The following is a 16,043-nucleotide window of genomic DNA, read 5'->3' on the forward strand; positions in this document are numbered from 1 at the left end:
CGTAACTAACCGTAATCAGCGTCCGGAAAAACCGGGGCGGTTCAGAGGCCTTGGCCGGCGGCCTTACTCCACCCCTCGGGCACTGTCTCAGGCAGATCGTCGCTTTAAGCACGGTTACGGGGCAGGCGTATTCTCGTTGAAGTCCGATGCTGCTGCCGACTTATCCGGTGCCGGAACGCTGCGAATGAACGCTTGTTGGGATCAAGATCGCGGCCGTCAACTTGGCGGCCTGAAAGGAACAGAATTGAAATTGGAAAACTTTCCCATCGCTCTCACCGATTGGTCACGGATCGAGCCCGAGCGCCACGAGGGCGATGAAGGTTTTCGCTCTGGCCTGTGCAGTATTTCGGAGAGGGCAAGAGCCGCGTCCGCGTGCGCCTGATCGAGCATTCCCCCAGCTACGTTTCGGATCACTGGTGTATCAAGGGTCATGTCATATTCTGCACCAAGGGGGCCATGGATACCCGTCTCAAGGACGGCCGCGTGCTCGAGGTCCGCAAGAGCATGAGTTATCAGGTTGCCGATGACGCCGAGGCCCATTCCCCGCGCACAAGAACTGGCGCGACGCTCTTCATCCTCGACTGATCCATTTCCTCCGGTGCAGGCCTTACGGTTGGCGCAGCGCAGAGCGCCTACGGTGCGTGGTCTGCTCCCTTGGCGCGCCGGGCGCCATCCCACCGCTTGACCGTTCTGGCGTACTCGCGGGCCGTCGCACAAGCGGGCGCCTGAACCTTCCTACGATCAGCTCCGTCGCGCCCGGCCTTGTCCATCCGTTGGCCCGTCAGCCTTCGAGGTTTGGAGTGCCGCGAGGCCGCCTCTTTCATCCAAGGGTCAGTCGTGTCGCATGAGAAAATATCGGCTAAAAATCGATCATGGTCGAAAAAGCGCCCACTATGAGGGCGTTACACGAGATCCCCCTAAGATTTCCGAATGCGAGAATTTTCAGATTATCACAGGCAAGAACCTGATATTAAATGGTTTTGTAAAATGACACGCCAGACGTATAAGCATCGCTTATAGGAGGCGCAGAGCTAGAGGATTTTCATTTACGTCACCGCTCTGCAGCGTCCCGGGAACTTGCCTCCCACATGGACATCCTCTTGCCCGTATCCTTCATCGTCATCTGCACAGCGGTCGCGCTCGCCGCGGGATCTGCTATCGCCTACCTGATCGGAGCTTCGGCGATCCTGACCTTCTGGGCGGTAGACAAGGCTCAGTTCATGGCCGTCCTGCCGCAGCGCCTGTTCAGCCAGTTGGACAGCTTCGCCTTTCTCGCCATGCCGCTGTTCATCCTCGCGGGAGACTTGATGAATCGGGGGGGCGTCGCCTCTGCGCTGATCGATCTCAGCATGTCAGTCTTCGGTCGACTGAAGGGCGGTCTGGGCCATGTGAATGTCGTGACATCGGTGTTCTTCGCAGGCGTGTCCGGCTCTGCCACGGCAGACGCCGCAGCCCTTGGCAACTCGCTGGTGCCAGAGATGGAACGCCGCGGCTACACGCGTGACTACGCCTCGGCGATCACCGGCGCCTCATCGATCATCGGGCCGATCATCCCGCCGTCGTCGATCATGATCTTCTACGGCGCTCTGATGGAAACCAACGTGACCGCGCTGTTTGCCGCCGGCATCCTGCCGGGTCTGCTGCTGGCAGCGATGTTGATGGCCATGAACGCCTATTACGCCCACCGAGACGACCACCCGGGCGGCGACAGCATGGATCTGCCGCCGTTCCTGCCGTCGCTGATCCGCGCGATCCCCGCAATGCTCTTGCCGGTGATCATCCTCGGCGGGACGCTGTTCGGCTTTATGACACCGGCCGAGGCCGCAGGGGTCGCCGTTCTGGCGGCGCTGCTGATCGGTATCGGCTACGGCAAGCTCAACCTCAAAGGAGTGCTCGACAGCCTGATGCGCACGGGGGTGATGCTGGGCGGTCTGTTCATCCTGCTCTGCGCGATCTCGACCTTCTCCTACATCGCGGCACTGTTGCAGTGGCCGCAGGCCATTCAGAGCGTCGTCGAAGGCTGGGGCCTTGGCCCGCTCGGCTACCTGATGCTGATCAACGTGATCTTCCTCGGTGCTGGCATGGCGATGGATGTGAAAGCCGCCGTCGCACTTTTTGCCCCGATCTTCGTGCCAGCTGCGCTGGCTATGGGAATCGACCCGATTCATCTGGCGATCGTCATCTGCTTTAACATCACCGCCGGCCTGCTGTCGCCGCCGCTTGGCGCGGTGCTGCTGATCCTGTCGACGGTGGTCAAGCTCGACTACTGGCGGCTGATCCGGGTCACCATGCCCTTCCTGATCGCCGAGTTGCTCCTGCTGGTGGTGCTTACCTACGTCCCCGCGATCACCCTCGCCCTTCCCACGGCGCTCGGGCTGCGCTGACCCCTCCCAATCGATAGCCCTACCAACAAGGAGACCTCCCATATGAAACCCCTTGCAACCCTGATCACCGCCGGCGCGCTGACCCTCGGCGTCACGTGCGCACAGGCCGCTGAAATCAAGATCGCGATGAACTCGGTGGACGATCCCGCCAACAGCGGCGAGGCCACCTTTGCGCATGGCTTCGCCGACGCGCTGGAGGGCTCGGATTTCACCGTCGAGATCTATCCGTCTGAAACCCTGGGCAAGGAGAAAGAGCGTCTCGATCAGGTTTCCTCGGGCCTGCTCGAGATCAACCTCGCCGCCGCATCAACCGCCTATTCGGTCTCGCCCGTCCTCAAGGGCCTGACCCTGCCGTTCTTCTTCGACAGCAGCGAGCAACTCGACAAGATCATGTCCGAAGACATGATGATGGAGGTGGCCAGCGCGCCGCTGCTCGACCTCGGCGTGCGCTTTGCTGGCATCAACTTCATCGGCACCCCGATGGGCATTCACAACGCCAAGAAGCCGATCTCGACCGTGGCCGACATGGCTGACCTGCGCTTCCGCGCCCTGAACCCCGAGCAGCTGAACCTGATGGAATCGCTCGGCTCCAACGGCACCGTGATTGCCTGGGCGGAAGTCGCCAACGCGATCCAGACCGGCGTGGCGGACGGCTACTTCAACCCGCCGAGCTCGGCCATCCGCGGCGGCCACACGAGCTTTCTGACCAACTACACCCCGGCCGACCTCTTCCCCTCGACCCGAGCCATCATGGTCTCGGATGACTGGTACAACAGTCTCAGCGAAGAAGAGCAGGGCCAGATCGATGCCGCGATCGAAGCCGGCCTCGAGGCCAACCGCGCATGGCTCGCCGACTGGACCACCGAGATCGCCGCGCATCAGGTGGAGCTGGGTGTAACCATCACCCCGCTGGCCGAGGGCGAGCGCGACAAGATGATCGAGATGGCCGCCCCGCTGTGGGAAACCCAGGTCTCGGGCGAGGACTTCCAGCTTTGGACCGACGCCAAGGCCGCGGTCGAATAAGCAGGAGCGTTCATGACCTCCCTGAACAACGCAATCCTCCGGACCAGCCGGGTTTTAGATTGGGCAGCCAGCGCGGTGACTCTCACCGCGCTGGTCGTGCTCGTGGGCGTGGTCCTGCTGCAGGTAGCGGCGCGCTATATCTTCCAGCAGCCCCCCTCATGGACCGAGGAACTGGCCCGCTACGCGATGATATGGGCCGGCCTCATCGGCGCCAGCATGGCCTTCAAGCGCCGCTTCGACCCCGCGCTGATGAACAGCGTCAAGAACGGCCCTCCATGGCTGCAGACCGCCGCCGAGTTTGTGCGTTCGCTAGTGGTTTTTGTCTACCTCGCCCCGGTGCTGCTCTACTGCTTTGTCGGTCCCGGCATGAACCCTGCGCGCGGCTTTCTGCTGCGACATACCAAGACCATGGCCGAGGCGCTGCCCTTTCACACCATTTGGATCGCGATTGCCGTACCCCTGATGATCGTCGTGATCTTCGTCCATATCCTCGCACGCCACAGTGGCGATGATGGTTCGCCGCGCCGCGCCACGCCCGACTGAACGACCGACCTGTCCCCAGAGGACAGGCGCGAAAGGAAAGACACGATGACTTATGACCTGATCCTGCGCGGCGGCCACGTCTGCGATCCGCGCTCTGGCGTGAACGGCATCGCCGATGTCGCCTTCGACGGCGGCAAGGTGGCCGAGGTCTCACCGCAGATCAGCGCCCCCGCCGCGCGCGAAGAGGACATCACCGGGCTCCACGTGCTGCCCGGACTGATCGACTCGCATGTGCATGTGTCGGGTTGGATGGGCGGCGCCGCGGGACACCGGATGCTTGCACTTGCCGGGGTAACCACCGCGCTCGACATGGCAGGGCCGATCGACAGCGTTATGCAGATCGCCGCGCGCACCGGCAGCGGCCTCACGCTGGCTTGCATCGACTATGTGCGCCCTGGTCATACCGTCGACTCCACGAACCCCGAGATGCCAGAGCTCGAAGCGGCGCTCGACCGCGCCCGCGCGGCCGGGGCCGTCGGACTCAAGATCCTGGGTGGGCATTTCCCGCTGACCCCCGAGGCTTCTGGCCGGGTCATCGAGCTTTGCAGTCGCGAAGGCGCACATGTCGCCTTTCACGCCGGCACGCTGGACACGCCGCAGAACCTCGACGGGCTGCGGCAGGCCTGCGAGCTTGCAAGCGGCCAGCCTCTTCATATGCCGCATGTCAACTCCTACTCGCGGGGTTTTCAGGGGCCGGCGTTGCTCGAGGCCTACGAGGCGGCGCAGATCCTCGCGCGCCATACCAACATTTGGTCCGAGAGCTACCTCGCGCCCATCAACGGCAACTCCGCGAAATGTGCCAACGGCATTCCCGAGAGCGTCGCCACCCAACGCAACCTGATCGCCGGCGGCTACAGCGCCGACGTCAAGGGCATGGAGCAGGCGATCCTTGAAGGCTGGGCGCATATCCACGTCTACGCCAACGGCGTCACCCGCCTTGAGACAGGTGAGACGGCGGTGGCCGCTTGGCGCGAGGCCGAGACAGACATTGGCATGAGCTACTTCGTCAACCCGGCGGAGACTTCGATCACGCTAGCGCTGCTGCGCCGCGAGAACGGCCGTTTTGCGATCGACGCACTGGCGACCGACGGCGGCGGCTTGCCGCGCAATGACCTGTGCGAGCGGGGCTTGGCGCTGGTCCACCTCAACGCGCTGAGCCTTTCGGAGTTCGTGCTGAAGACCTCGGCCGAACCGGCCCGGATGATGGGGCTTTCAGCGCGCAAGGGCCATCTCGCACCGGGCGCAGATGCGGACGTGACCGTCATCGACCTCGAGCGTCGACAGCCGGTGCTAAGCTTTGGCGGCGGCCGAGCGATCCTGCGAAAGGGTGAGGTTGTCGGGTCGGGCACGACCATGGTGGTGCCGCCAGAAGGTGTTGCGGCGGCCCGTGCGCTTGGCCTCGACACGATCATCTCAGCTCAGGGCAGTTTCCGACCGGTGCATAGCGATCCGTCATCTGCCTAGGTTCTGGACCCATTGATCCTGTTCCCGGTCGCCGCGCGCCGGCTTTCGGAGCTAAACCCCGCCACCTATGCCTCGGTCGAGGCGCTTGGCATCTGCATCATCGATGTTGGCACTGAGACCCAGATTGCGGACCTCGCCGGACTGAACAAAGGGCTCGGCAAACGAACATTCGGGCATTGCGACAAGCAAACCGAACCGGCGAAGGTGACGATAGAAGCCCAGGTTGGCCGCCTCGGCGCTGCATGACTGGTTCGGAACCTTTCATGATATTCTCACTTGTCTCGGATCAAGTGGGGAGCGGACACCAAGGGTTCGTTCGCAGCAAAATATTCGATCCTAGGCGTTTAGTCCCGGCACTTGCTGGCTTCCAGGGTTTGGCGTTCTTTCGAGGCGGAATGACGGCATGTGTGCCGCGGGCGGCAATCGCGTTGTGACATTTGCAGGTGTCATCGGCCCCGTCAGCGATGACCGATCCTATGACCTGATCGCGCGGGATTTGGGCGAGTAATTCCGGCAGCATCGGCGTGTCACCAATATTGCTGGTAGTGACCTCGACAGCCCGGAGCTCCAATGTTTCTTTGTCTATGCCTAGATGTGTCTTGCGTCAAATACGGCGTTTGAGGCCGCCATACTTGCGGGCGTTCCATTCGCCTTCACCCTCGGACTGGATGCCAGTGCTGTCGATGAGGCGATTCAGCGGGCCGGTTCCGTTGCGATAGGGCAGGTTCACGTTGAGCGTTCTCTGGCGGCAGCACAAAGTGCTGAAGTCCGGCACCGCCCAATCCAATCCGACCAGCCGAAACAGGCTTGCGACGAACCCTGTCGTCTGACGAAGCGGCATCCCGAACAGCACCTTCATCGTCAGGCAAGTCTGGATCGCAGCCTCGCTGAACTGGGGCTGCCACCCGCGTTTGCCACTCGGCGCGGGTGTCCAAGACATCTCGGGATCAAACCAACCTCTCGCACATGCAAGCATGTTCTGCCGGTCAGGGGTTCTTCAGCGATCCGCGTTGCTTCAGCGCTGCATTGTACGAAGACCAGTTCCTAGTCTTGTATTTCGTAGGGGCCCAACTGCTCATATCCCCGCAGCTATCATGCTGGATTCTAACAGTGAACCCCTCGAAGGAATTGTGCCAAAAAGCCCAGGCGATGCCAGCCCACCCTGACGGTGCCATGAACTCCTTCGGCCTATGCGGCGACCTCTTTGCCAGGCGGGGTCTTTGCGCCGATATCCCAAAAAACGCCGGCCATGACCCGCAGCGCATCTCGGCACACGGGCTTGAGCACATGTTCGTTGGGGGCGTGCTGTGAGCAGCCGCGATAGGAATGCGGCACCCAGATCGTCGGCAAACCGAGGATGTCGGTAAAGCTGTCGTTGGGCAGTGATCCCGCGAGGTTGGGTAGCACGTGTAGATCGCCCGCGGTCTCGCGGATCGACACGCCCACGAACTGCGCCCAGGGGTGGGTCGGATCAAGGCGGGTCGCTGCGAAGAAACCACGATCATGCGGGCGGATATGCACCCGTTCAAAGCCATGCGCATCGAGGTGGCGGCGCAGTGCGGGCAGGATCCCGGCCGGGTCAGTGCCCACGACATAGCGCAGCTGGCAGGTTGCCCGCGCCCATCCCGAAATCGCGTTGACCGGCGCTTCGGGCACGCCGGATACCATGGCGAGCACGGCAAAGCTGTTCCAGCCAAAGACCCGCTCGGCGGGGGTCAGGCTTTCCTCGCCCCAGTCAGGGTCCACTGCGGGGCCCTCGCCGCCCGTTACAGGCAGATCACGCAGGGCCTCGCGTACCGCGTCTGTCAGGCTGTCGGGGCGCCATTCGGGCACCTTGATCTGACCACGCTTATCGGTGATGCAGGCCAGCGCATGGGCGAGGATCATCGCAGGGTCGGCCAGCAGCCCGCCCCAGTTGCCGGAATGATGCGCGCCCTCGTGGGTTTCCACCAACAGATCGAACGTCGTCCCCCCACGCGAGCCCATGAACATGGTCGGCACGTCGGGCTGCAGGCGCGGCCCGTCCGAGGCGATCAGCACATCCGCGCTCAGCCGGTCCTTGTAGGCGCGGAACACTTCGGGCAAGCCGACCGAGCCCACCTCTTCGCTCATTTCCAGAACGATCCGGGTGTTGAACCCAAGGCTGCCGCGCGTTGCAAGCACGCATTCAAGCGCGGCGATGTTGATCAGGTGCTGGCCCTTGTTGTCGGCAGTGCCGCGCCCATACAGGCGCTCGCCCTCTTCGGTGATCTCCCAAGGCTTGAGCCCGTCGCGCCACATGCCCTCTTGCCCCAGCACCGTATCGCCATGGCCATAGGTCAGGATGGTGGGCAGGTCTGCACCTTCGACCCGCTCGCCGATCAGCAGCGGGCCCCCCTTGGGGTCGGGATTCTCCAGCAGTTCGCAAACAAAACCCATTGCCTCAAGCCGGGGCAGCATGGTTTCGGTCAGATAGCGCAACGCTTCAGCACGAGCTTCGGGCGCGGGATTCTGAATTTCGGTCCGATAGGACACAAGATGGGCCAGATCGGTCTGGAAAGCGCCGGTTTCGAAATATTCGGTGGCTTTGTCTATGGCGGACTGGCGGGTCATGCTGTCTCTTCCAGGGCTGTGTCACCCCAGGGTGACATGATTTCGGTGCATCCCGTGTTGATCGCGCCATCGCGCATCACCCCGGCGGGGCAGGCAAAGGCATAGGGCAACACGGTGCGTCTGGTGGTTTGCACGGGCAGGACGGTTTCGATGGCGCTCAGCACCTCGGGGGGCAGGGTTTCATCGGCGATCACACCTGTCCCGCTCGATACGTCGATGCGCGGCGCGTGAAAGGCCGCACCGATATCCATGCCGGTATCGGTGATGAACGAGGCCAGCTGCGACACCGCCGAGACGATCTTGCGCCCGCCCGATGCGCCCAACGCGAAGCTGCGCGTGCCTTGGGTGCCCACAATCGGGCAGACATTCATCAGGCAGGATTTGTTCGGTGCCAGCGAGTTCGGTTTGCCCTGTTCGGGATCGAACCACATGATCCCGTTGTTCATCAACAGGCCAGTGGACGGGGACACCACGCGGCTGCCAAAGATCGACAGCAAGGTCTGGGTATGCGCCACCATGTTCCCCGCGCGATCCACGACCGAGAAATGCGTGGTGCAGCCGGGAGCTTCGGGGATTTCGCCGGTATCGCCCATCTTGCCCAGCCGTTCGGCATAGGCGCGGGCAAGCGCGCCGGCATAGGCCGGATAGGCTTGCGCAGGGGTCGACAGGTCCTGATCCGACAGCTGCTCTACCACACGGGCAAAGGTCGGCCCGGCGGTCAGTCCCGGCATGACGTGGAACATCGCATCGCGGTAAGGAACGGGCTGCGCGCGGCCCATCCACGCGCGATACCCGGCGAGGTCTTCGGTGGACAGGCAGCCGCCCTTGGCCTGCACATCGCCCGCCAGTGCCTGAGCGATGTCGCCGGAATAGAAGGAGCGCGCGCCGCCCTTGGCCAATGCGTCCAAGGTGTCTGCCATGGCGCCCTGCTCCAGCCGGTTGTCGGGGATCGCCGTCCAGCCAGAGCCCTTCGGCCAGATCCCGTCATCCAGAAACAAGGCTGCGGCATCCGCATCTTGGGCAAGGTTGCGCGCCACCGACGCGATCAGTAACGCCGCGTACCAGTCGACCAGCATACCCTCACGCGCATGGGCGATGGCGGGGGCGAGCAGATCGGCCCAAGGCATCCGCCCCCAGCGCGCATGGGCCTGCCCGAGGCCGTCCACGGTGCCCGGCACAGCGATGGCAGTGGCGCCCTGCACGTTGCGGTCATCGACCACCCGCTCCCACGGGAACAGATCGCCCGCCTTGCCATCGCCCGACAGCGGATAATCCCCTACATTCAGCCCTTTGGGTGAGCGCATGCCAAAGTTTATGGCCACGGCCTCGCCCGTATCGGCGCGCCAATGAACGGCCGCCCCGCCCCCCGCAGGGCCGCTCATCCAGGGTTCCAGCACGCCGATGGTAAAGGATGTGGCCACCGCCGCATCCACCGCATCACCGCCGGCGCGCAGCACCTCTGCCCCTGCCTCGGCAGCAAGGCGGTGCTGGGATGCGACAACGCCACCCGGCGTTTCGATCACATGCTTGCAGACATGTTGGGTTTTGGACATCGCGCTCATGCGGCTGTTTCCTTGTACATCGGGCTTTGAGGGTCGTGCAGATGACATTCCACCCGGCCCGCGTCGGTTTGGAGGGGGCGTGGTGCCACCGCAGCGCAATGCGCGCTCGCATGCGGGCAGCGCGGATGAAAGGCACAGCCCGAAGGTGGGTCGATCGGGTTGGGATAGGCCGTGCCAAGCGCGGTTTCCGGCACGCCCTGCGTCGGGTCCGGTGTCAGCACCGAGCTGAGCAGCGCGCGTGTATACGGATGGCGCGGGCGTTCGAACAGGTCGGCGACAGGCGCTTCTTCGACGATGCGACCGAGATACATCACCGCCACGCGGGTGGCGAGATGTTCGACCACCGCCAGATCATGCGAGATGAACAGATAGGTCAGGCCGAATTCATGGCGCAGATCGCCCAACAGGTTCAGGATCTGGCTTTGCACCGACACGTCCAGCGCCGATGTCGGCTCGTCACAAATGACGATTTCGGGCTTCATCACAAGGGCGCGGGCGATCGCCACACGCTGGCGCTGACCGCCCGACATCTGACTGGGATAGGTGTTGATGACCCGTGACGGCAGGCCCACTACGTCCAGCATCTCGAGCACCGCCTTGCGCTGGCTGGTGGTATCGCCGATGCCATGCACCCGCAGGGGCAGCGAAATCAGGTCATAGATGGATTTGCGCGGATTCAGCGAGGAATACGGATCCTGAAAGATCGGCTGAAGCCGCCCGGCAAGGGCGCGGCGGTCCAGATCCTGCATCCGGTCACCTTCGACCAGCACGTTGCCGTCGGTGGGTGTCTCGAGCCCCAACAGCAGCTTGGCGAGTGTGGACTTGCCGCAGCCGGATTCCCCGACCAGCCCCAGCACCTCGCCCTTGCGCATCGTCAGAGAGACATCATTGACCGCCGTCAGCGGCCGGTGCTTGCCAAACATCCCCTGTTTGACGCGGTAGGTCTTCTTGACGTGGTCAAGCGTCAGAATATCGCTCATGCGATCTCTCCTTCCCGGGACAGGGCCCCGTCGGCGAACACGCAGCGAAAGGCGTGGCCGGCGTCGCCGCGCTGCGGGATGGCGTCTCGGCAGGCGGGCAGCGCATGCGGACAGCGGGTGCGAAAGGCACAGCCCGTGACCTCGCCCACCAGCGAGGGAACAATGCCGGCGATGGTGCCCAGCGGCGCGCCGCGTGCGGTCTTGCCCGGTTGCGGAATGCAGCGCAAAAGCCCGCGGGTGTAGGGATGGCTGGGCGCGGCAAAGACCTGCGCGGCGGGGCCGGTTTCGACCAGCTCGCCCGCATACATCACCGCCACCTTGTCGGCGACACGCGCCACCACCCCAAGGTCATGGGTGATCAGGATCATCGCCATGTTCATTTCGCGCGTCAGATCGACCAGAAGGCGCAGGATCTGCGCCTGAATGGTCACGTCCAGCGCCGTGGTCGGTTCATCCGCGATCAGCAGGTCCGGTTCGCACATCAAGGCCATGGCGATCATCACCCGTTGCCGCAGGCCGCCCGACAGCTGGTGCGGATATTGCGACAGGCGACTTGCGGCGGCGGTGATGCCGACCTTTTCCAGCAGTTCGACCGCCCTGGCCCGGGCGATAGCCTTGCTGACCTTGCGGTGCAGCAACAGGGTTTCCATCAGCTGATCGCCGATGGTGTAGGCCGGGTTGAGCGAGGTCATCGGTTCCTGAAAGATCATCGCGATGCGATTGCCGCGCAAATCCCGCATCACGCGCTTGCCCGCACGCTGCAGATCGACATCGTCGAAGCGGATTTTGTCCGCCGAGCGCTTGATCGACTTGCCCAGAAGGCCCATCACCGCGAGCGAGGTCAGCGACTTGCCCGACCCGCTTTCCCCGACGATCGACAGGGTTTCGCCGCGCGCGAGCTCAAAGTCGATGCCGCGCACTGCGTGCAGCGTGCCGCTGCCGGTCGGGATATCCAGCGTCAGGTTCCTGACGCTCAGCAAAGGGGTGGTCATCGCTCAGCTCCGTCCTTCCGGGGCGGTGACATCGCGCAGACCGTCCCCCATGAGATTGATCGCCAGCACCAGCACGAACAGCACGACGCCCGGGATCAGCACCAGCCAGGGTTCGAACAGCATCATGTTCTTGCCCTCTGACACCATCAGCCCCCAGGACGGGGTGGGCGGCTGCACTCCAAGCCCGAGGAACGACAGCGCCGCTTCCAGAAGGATGGCATGGGCCATTTCCAGCGTGACGATCACGATCAGGTTGTTGAACACGTTGGGCATGATTTCGCTCAGCAGGATGCGCGGGGTCGACGCCCCGATCACCTGCGCCGCGGCGATGTAATCGCGTCGGCTGATCTGCAGCGTCGAGGCGCGCATCACCACCGCGAACCGGTCCCACAGCAGCAGGCCAAGCACGCAGATCACCACCGTCAGCGACCCGCCAAGGATGGCCACCACGGCCAGCGCCACCAGCACCACCGGCATGGCAAGCCGCACGTTGATCAGAAAGGTCACGACCGCATCGACCTTGCCGCCGAAATAGCCCGCCGCGACGCCCATCGCCGTGCCGATCACCCCGGAAATCAGCGCCGCGATGGCCCCGATCATCAGCGACACGCGCGCGCCATAGATCAGCCGAGACAGGTAGTCCCGCCCAAGGTGGTCGGTGCCCAGCGGATGTTCCCAAGTGCCGCCCATGAACACCGGCGGGACCATGCGCTTCATCAGGCTTTGCGCATAGGGATCATGCGGAGCAAGCACCGGGGCAAGAAGCGCGACCAGCACCAGAAAGGCCACGACGGACATGCCGAAAATCAGTCCCTTGTGCGACGCTGCGCGGGATTTGAGCATCTGCCGCGGCGACGGGCCCTCGATCTCCCGGGCGAGTGGATCGGTAACGTCGCTCATCTCAGGCGCTCCGCATTCTGGGGTCGAGCCATGCGTTCAACACGTCGGCAAGAAAGGTGAACACGATGTAGAACATCGAAAAGACAAGGATCAGCGCCTGCACCGTGGGCAGGTCGTTGCGCGCGATGCTTTCCCACGCCAGATAACCTGCGCCGTGCAAGGCAAAGACGCTTTCCACAACGATCGAACCGCCAAGCATGAACCCCATCTGCACCGCGGCAAGGCTGACCACGGGGATGATGGCATTGCGCAGCGCATGCTTGAACAGCACGCGGGTCTCGCCCGCCCCCTTGGCCCGCGCGGTCCGGATGAAATCCGAGCCGAGCACATCCAGCATCCCCGCCCGCGTCAGGCGCATGATGGCGGGCATGGCGTAATAGCCCAGAACGATGGTGGGCATGATGAAATGCCGCCACGTGTCCGCACCGGACGGGGGCAGCCAGCCCAGCTGGATCGCAAACACCACGATCAGGATCAGGCCAAACCAGAATGACGGCATTGCCTGCCCGGCCACCGACAGGAACAGCGCGAAGCGGTCGATGAGCGAATTCGGCCGGATCGCCGCTGCCACGCCCAGCGGCACTGCCGTCAGCAGCGCAAACAGGATGCCGCAGACCCCCAGGATCATCGTAACCTGCAAACGCTCTGCGATCAGGTTGGAGACCGGGAGTTTGAAGTAATAGCTCTCACCAAAATCCCCGCGCACCGCCGAAAACAGCCATTCGCCGTATTGCACCAGCATCGGGCGATCAAAGCCGTAAAGCCGCCGCAGCGCCTCGACATCTTCGCCGCTGGCGGTTTCCCCAGCCAGCGCTGCCGCCGGATCTCCGGACAGGAACAGCAGGGAAAAGCTGATGAAGCTGACGGTAAAGGCGACCAGCAGTGCCAATCCCAGCCGTTTCAGTATGAATGTGAGCATAGACAACCTTTCGCACGGCACGGGGCCATGCGTTTCAGGGGGGCGAGGTATCAGACGTGAAAAGGGGTTGAGAGACGCGCCGCCCCTCAACCCCGGTGGGTTTTTTACTTCCAGCTCATGTCGACAAAGCGCAGCACCTCGTCGGCGGTGGGGGTGTAGCTGACCTCATCCTTGAACACGTAGTTGGTGTTGTAGGTGAACATCGGCGCCCAATAGGCTTCTTCGGTGATCTTGTTCAGCGCCTTGGCGTAGTTGTCTACGCGGGTGTCGGGATCGGTCGAGCTGTCGGCGACGTTGAGCCATTCCAGAACTTCGTCATCGCGGGCGCTGTCCAGCGAGCCATGCTTGAAAAACTGGCTGACGATGGCCGAGGCATCGTTGATCGAATAGCTGCCCCATGTCTGGAACGAGATCGGGACCTCGCCCTTCATGTTGATCTCGCGCAGTGCGGAATACTGCAGCATGTTGAAGTTGGTCTTGATGCCCACCGCGTTCAGGTACGAGGTGATCGCCTCGGCATACTGACGGTCGCGATAGGCGTAAAAATCCACGGTGAACCCGTCGGGGTAACCGGCCTCGGCCAGCAGTTCCTTGGCCTTTTCGGGGTTGTACTCGTATTCGGTGACGTCCTGCACACAGCCGAACTGGCTGGGGAAGCAGGGTGTGTAGACGACCTTGGATGCGCCTTGTAGCAGCGCATCGACCAGCTCTTGGCGGTTGATCGCATAGTTGACGGCCTGACGCACCAGCTTGTTGGTAAAGGGCGTGTCGCCCGAACGGCCCGCCGCATCCATCTGCAGATAGCCCACCCGCATCGTGGATTCATTGGCTACGGTGAACTGGTCCATCTGGGCCAGCTTGTTGGCCTGATCCGCAGGCACCTGCCAGATCAGATCGAGAGAGCCGGAAAACAGCTCAGCCATCTGGGTATTGACGTCCGGAATGGTGCGAATGTCGATCTTGGCGATCTCGGGCTGCCCCTTGGGGCTGTCGTGATAGGATTCGTTGGCTTCCAGCACGAAATGCTGGCCCGGAACGACGTCGACCATCTTGTAGGGGCCCGTGCCGACGGGCTTGAGCCCCATGCCCGACGGGCCGGCCTCGGCGTAATACTCGTTGGGGTACATCGACACCGGGCCGGACAGGAATTCGATCGCCGCCGGGAATTTTTCCTTCAGGTGGATGCGGACGGTGTAATCGTCGATCTTTTCGGCATAGTCCATCCAGTTGACGTTGCGCTGGGTTTTCACGCCGTTTTCTTCGTTGGCGACGAAATCGACCGTGAACACCACGTCATCGGCATTGAAGGGTTCGCCGTTGTGAAAGGTGACACCCTCGCGCAGCTTGAATTCCAGCGTGGTGTCATCGACCCACTCCCAGCTGGTTGCGAGGTTGCCGACATATTCGTTGGTTTCCGGGTTGCGGTAGATCAGCCCGTCCCAAATCGCACGCTGCAACACCACGCCTTCGCGCGACGAGTTGAAATAGCTGTCGACGTTCTCGAGCTCCTTGGTGAAGGCGACATCAAGCGTGCCCGAGGCCTTGTCGGCCAAGGCGGGCATGGCAACGCCGGCCATCAGCACGGCGGCGAGAAAGGAGGAGCGTGTCGGAGACTTTGCAAGCATGGTTTTGTCCTGTTGAGTTGCTGATTGTATCATTTATTGATAGTTATGATTGTTATTTAAGATTAGTAATCGAATAGAATGGGCTGTCGTCAAGAGTTTGCGCGCAAAGACGCGCCCGGAATTGCACCAAGTGGATTAAACGAATGCAAAAGAAGCCGGATAGCCTTTACGTCAGCACCCTCGCACGCGGGTTGCAGATCTTGCGGGCCTTCGACGAATCGCATGTTTCGCTGTCGCTCACCGATCTTGTGGCGCGCACCGGGCTGGAGAAAAGTTCGGTCCAACGCATGGCCCACACCCTTCATCTGGAAGGGATGCTGGAACGCGATCCCAAAACCCGCCGGTTTCGCCCCAGCCACGCCTGGCTGGAGCTGGCCTATACCTATTACTGGTCGGATCCTCTGATCGCGCGGGCCCTGCCCAAGCTGATCGAATTCAGCCAGGCCAAGGGTGAAACCATCAACCTTGCGCAGATCTCGGGGGATCACATCATCTATTCGCTCAGATTGCCGAACCAGCGCACCCATTTCGCGGCCAGCATCGTGGGGCGCCGCCTGCCAGCGTTGAACACCGCCGCCGGGCGGGTGATGCTGTCAACCCGATCCGAAAGCGATATCGCCGCGGCCTGCGCCGAGTGGCCAGTGGTACAGGCGACGCGCAAAACGCTGATGAACCGGGATGACATCGCCCGCAGCATCCTGAAGGCGCGCGAAGATGGCTTCTGTATCACCCGCGATCAGATGTTACTGAACGAAATCAGCGTGGCCGCCCCGATCAGGGGCACCGAAGGGCAGGCCGATGCGGCCGTGCAAATCTCGCTATCCGGCATCACCTATGACGAACAGCTGGCGCTGGAGAAATTCCTACCAACCCTGCTGGACACGACTGCAGGCATTCTTGGCTGAGCGTCTCCGGCCTCGATTGCGACGCTCTCCATTCGCAACTATCTCCGTCAAGGCACCTTGAAGGCCCTATAGTTTGCGCGCTTTGCATAGAGCGTTAGCGGGCATTGCCAACTTTCTGAAGTCCCTGGGGGCGTCTAGCGTCTTGGCATGATGA

The 16,043-nt window shown here is 62.7% G+C and carries 15 protein-coding genes and 1 pseudogene; 8 read left to right on the forward strand and 8 right to left on the reverse strand.

Features of this window, described 5'->3' with window-relative positions; genetic code table 11:
* The 7 genes from KO516_RS04015 to KO516_RS04045 form a co-directional block, all read left to right on the forward strand.
* Window positions 1–382 (forward strand): hypothetical protein (locus KO516_RS04015; protein WP_216002528.1); only part of this gene is annotated, 382 nt, incomplete at its 5' end.
* Window positions 373–585: a DHCW motif cupin fold protein gene (locus KO516_RS04020; RefSeq protein WP_371742025.1), complete on the forward strand. Its 213-nt coding sequence runs from the start codon at window positions 373–375 to the stop codon at window positions 583–585. The genes KO516_RS04015 and KO516_RS04020, both read left to right, overlap by 10 nt.
* A gap of 503 nt (window positions 586–1,088) precedes the next feature.
* The gene (locus tag KO516_RS04025) at window positions 1,089–2,384 is read left to right on the forward strand and encodes a TRAP transporter large permease (RefSeq protein ID WP_216002529.1); all 1,296 of its coding nucleotides are present in this window, start codon (window positions 1,089–1,091) and stop codon (window positions 2,382–2,384) included.
* A 42-nt stretch (window positions 2,385–2,426) separates the two neighbouring features.
* Window positions 2,427–3,407 carry a TRAP transporter substrate-binding protein gene (locus KO516_RS04030; protein ID WP_216002530.1) on the forward strand — a complete coding sequence of 327 codons (981 nt, stop codon included), beginning with the start codon at window positions 2,427–2,429 and terminating at the stop codon, window positions 3,405–3,407.
* Window positions 3,408–3,419: 12 nt separating this feature from the next.
* Window positions 3,420–3,950, forward strand: a complete 531-nt coding sequence (locus tag KO516_RS04035; RefSeq protein WP_216002531.1) for a TRAP transporter small permease — start codon at window positions 3,420–3,422, stop codon at window positions 3,948–3,950.
* Window positions 3,951–3,995: 45 nt separating this feature from the next.
* Complete coding sequence (locus tag KO516_RS04040) at window positions 3,996–5,414, forward strand: amidohydrolase family protein (protein WP_216002532.1); 1,419 nt, start codon at window positions 3,996–3,998, stop codon at window positions 5,412–5,414.
* 12 nt (window positions 5,415–5,426) lie between these two features.
* Window positions 5,427–5,660, forward strand: a complete 234-nt coding sequence (locus tag KO516_RS04045) for a hypothetical protein (RefSeq protein WP_216002533.1) — start codon at window positions 5,427–5,429, stop codon at window positions 5,658–5,660.
* A gap of 103 nt (window positions 5,661–5,763) precedes the next feature.
* On the opposite strand, the pseudogene KO516_RS04050 reads toward KO516_RS04045, so the two are convergent.
* The 8 genes and pseudogenes from KO516_RS04050 to KO516_RS04085 form a co-directional block, all read right to left on the reverse strand.
* Window positions 5,764–6,493: pseudogene (locus tag KO516_RS04050) on the reverse strand (IS5 family transposase); the annotation flags it as partial.
* Window positions 6,494–6,602: 109 nt separating this feature from the next.
* Window positions 6,603–8,006 (reverse strand): M20 family metallopeptidase, encoded by a 1,404-nt coding sequence (locus KO516_RS04055; protein ID WP_216002534.1) that lies wholly within the window; start codon window positions 8,004–8,006, stop codon window positions 6,603–6,605.
* Window positions 8,003–9,568: a gamma-glutamyltransferase gene (locus KO516_RS04060; protein ID WP_216002535.1), complete on the reverse strand. Its 1,566-nt coding sequence runs from the start codon at window positions 9,566–9,568 to the stop codon at window positions 8,003–8,005. Before KO516_RS04060 ends, KO516_RS04055 begins: the two co-directional genes overlap by 4 nt.
* Window positions 9,565–10,548 (reverse strand): ABC transporter ATP-binding protein, encoded by a 984-nt coding sequence (locus KO516_RS04065; RefSeq protein ID WP_216002536.1) that lies wholly within the window; start codon window positions 10,546–10,548, stop codon window positions 9,565–9,567. The genes KO516_RS04060 and KO516_RS04065 overlap by 4 nt, the downstream gene beginning before the upstream one ends.
* Complete coding sequence (locus tag KO516_RS04070) at window positions 10,545–11,540, reverse strand: ABC transporter ATP-binding protein (RefSeq protein ID WP_216002537.1); 996 nt, start codon at window positions 11,538–11,540, stop codon at window positions 10,545–10,547. Before KO516_RS04070 ends, KO516_RS04065 begins: the two co-directional genes overlap by 4 nt.
* 3 nt (window positions 11,541–11,543) lie before the next feature.
* Window positions 11,544–12,440: an ABC transporter permease gene (locus KO516_RS04075; protein ID WP_216002538.1), complete on the reverse strand. Its 897-nt coding sequence runs from the start codon at window positions 12,438–12,440 to the stop codon at window positions 11,544–11,546.
* Between the two features lies 1 nt (window position 12,441).
* Window positions 12,442–13,359 (reverse strand): ABC transporter permease, encoded by a 918-nt coding sequence (locus tag KO516_RS04080; protein ID WP_216002539.1) that lies wholly within the window; start codon window positions 13,357–13,359, stop codon window positions 12,442–12,444.
* Between the two features lie 104 nt (window positions 13,360–13,463).
* Complete coding sequence (locus tag KO516_RS04085; protein WP_216002540.1) at window positions 13,464–14,984, reverse strand: ABC transporter substrate-binding protein; 1,521 nt, start codon at window positions 14,982–14,984, stop codon at window positions 13,464–13,466.
* A 143-nt stretch (window positions 14,985–15,127) separates the two neighbouring features.
* Between KO516_RS04085 and KO516_RS04090 the strand changes: the two genes are divergently transcribed.
* Complete coding sequence (locus KO516_RS04090; RefSeq protein WP_216002541.1) at window positions 15,128–15,889, forward strand: IclR family transcriptional regulator; 762 nt, start codon at window positions 15,128–15,130, stop codon at window positions 15,887–15,889.
* The last annotated feature ends 154 nt before the right edge of the window (window positions 15,890–16,043 follow it).

It is taken from the genome of Citreicella sp. C3M06, assembly GCF_018860705.1.
Lineage (GTDB): Bacteria > Pseudomonadota > Alphaproteobacteria > Rhodobacterales > Rhodobacteraceae > Salipiger.

Coding starts and splice junctions, on each gene's coding strand:
- KO516_RS04085 (WP_216002540.1), bottom strand. CDS start 14,984: ATGCTTGCAAAGTCTCCGACACGCTCCTCCTTTCTCGCCGCCGTGCTG.
- KO516_RS04025 (WP_216002529.1), top strand. CDS start 1,089: ATGGACATCCTCTTGCCCGTATCCTTCATCGTCATCTGCACAGCGGTC.
- KO516_RS04055 (WP_216002534.1), bottom strand. CDS start 8,006: ATGACCCGCCAGTCCGCCATAGACAAAGCCACCGAATATTTCGAAACC.
- KO516_RS04035 (WP_216002531.1), top strand. CDS start 3,420: ATGACCTCCCTGAACAACGCAATCCTCCGGACCAGCCGGGTTTTAGAT.
- KO516_RS04080 (WP_216002539.1), bottom strand. CDS start 13,359: ATGCTCACATTCATACTGAAACGGCTGGGATTGGCACTGCTGGTCGCC.
- KO516_RS04075 (WP_216002538.1), bottom strand. CDS start 12,440: ATGAGCGACGTTACCGATCCACTCGCCCGGGAGATCGAGGGCCCGTCG.
- KO516_RS04060 (WP_216002535.1), bottom strand. CDS start 9,568: ATGAGCGCGATGTCCAAAACCCAACATGTCTGCAAGCATGTGATCGAA.
- KO516_RS04065 (WP_216002536.1), bottom strand. CDS start 10,548: ATGAGCGATATTCTGACGCTTGACCACGTCAAGAAGACCTACCGCGTC.
- KO516_RS04070 (WP_216002537.1), bottom strand. CDS start 11,540: ATGACCACCCCTTTGCTGAGCGTCAGGAACCTGACGCTGGATATCCCG.
- KO516_RS04030 (WP_216002530.1), top strand. CDS start 2,427: ATGAAACCCCTTGCAACCCTGATCACCGCCGGCGCGCTGACCCTCGGC.
- KO516_RS04090 (WP_216002541.1), top strand. CDS start 15,128: ATGCAAAAGAAGCCGGATAGCCTTTACGTCAGCACCCTCGCACGCGGG.
- KO516_RS04040 (WP_216002532.1), top strand. CDS start 3,996: ATGACTTATGACCTGATCCTGCGCGGCGGCCACGTCTGCGATCCGCGC.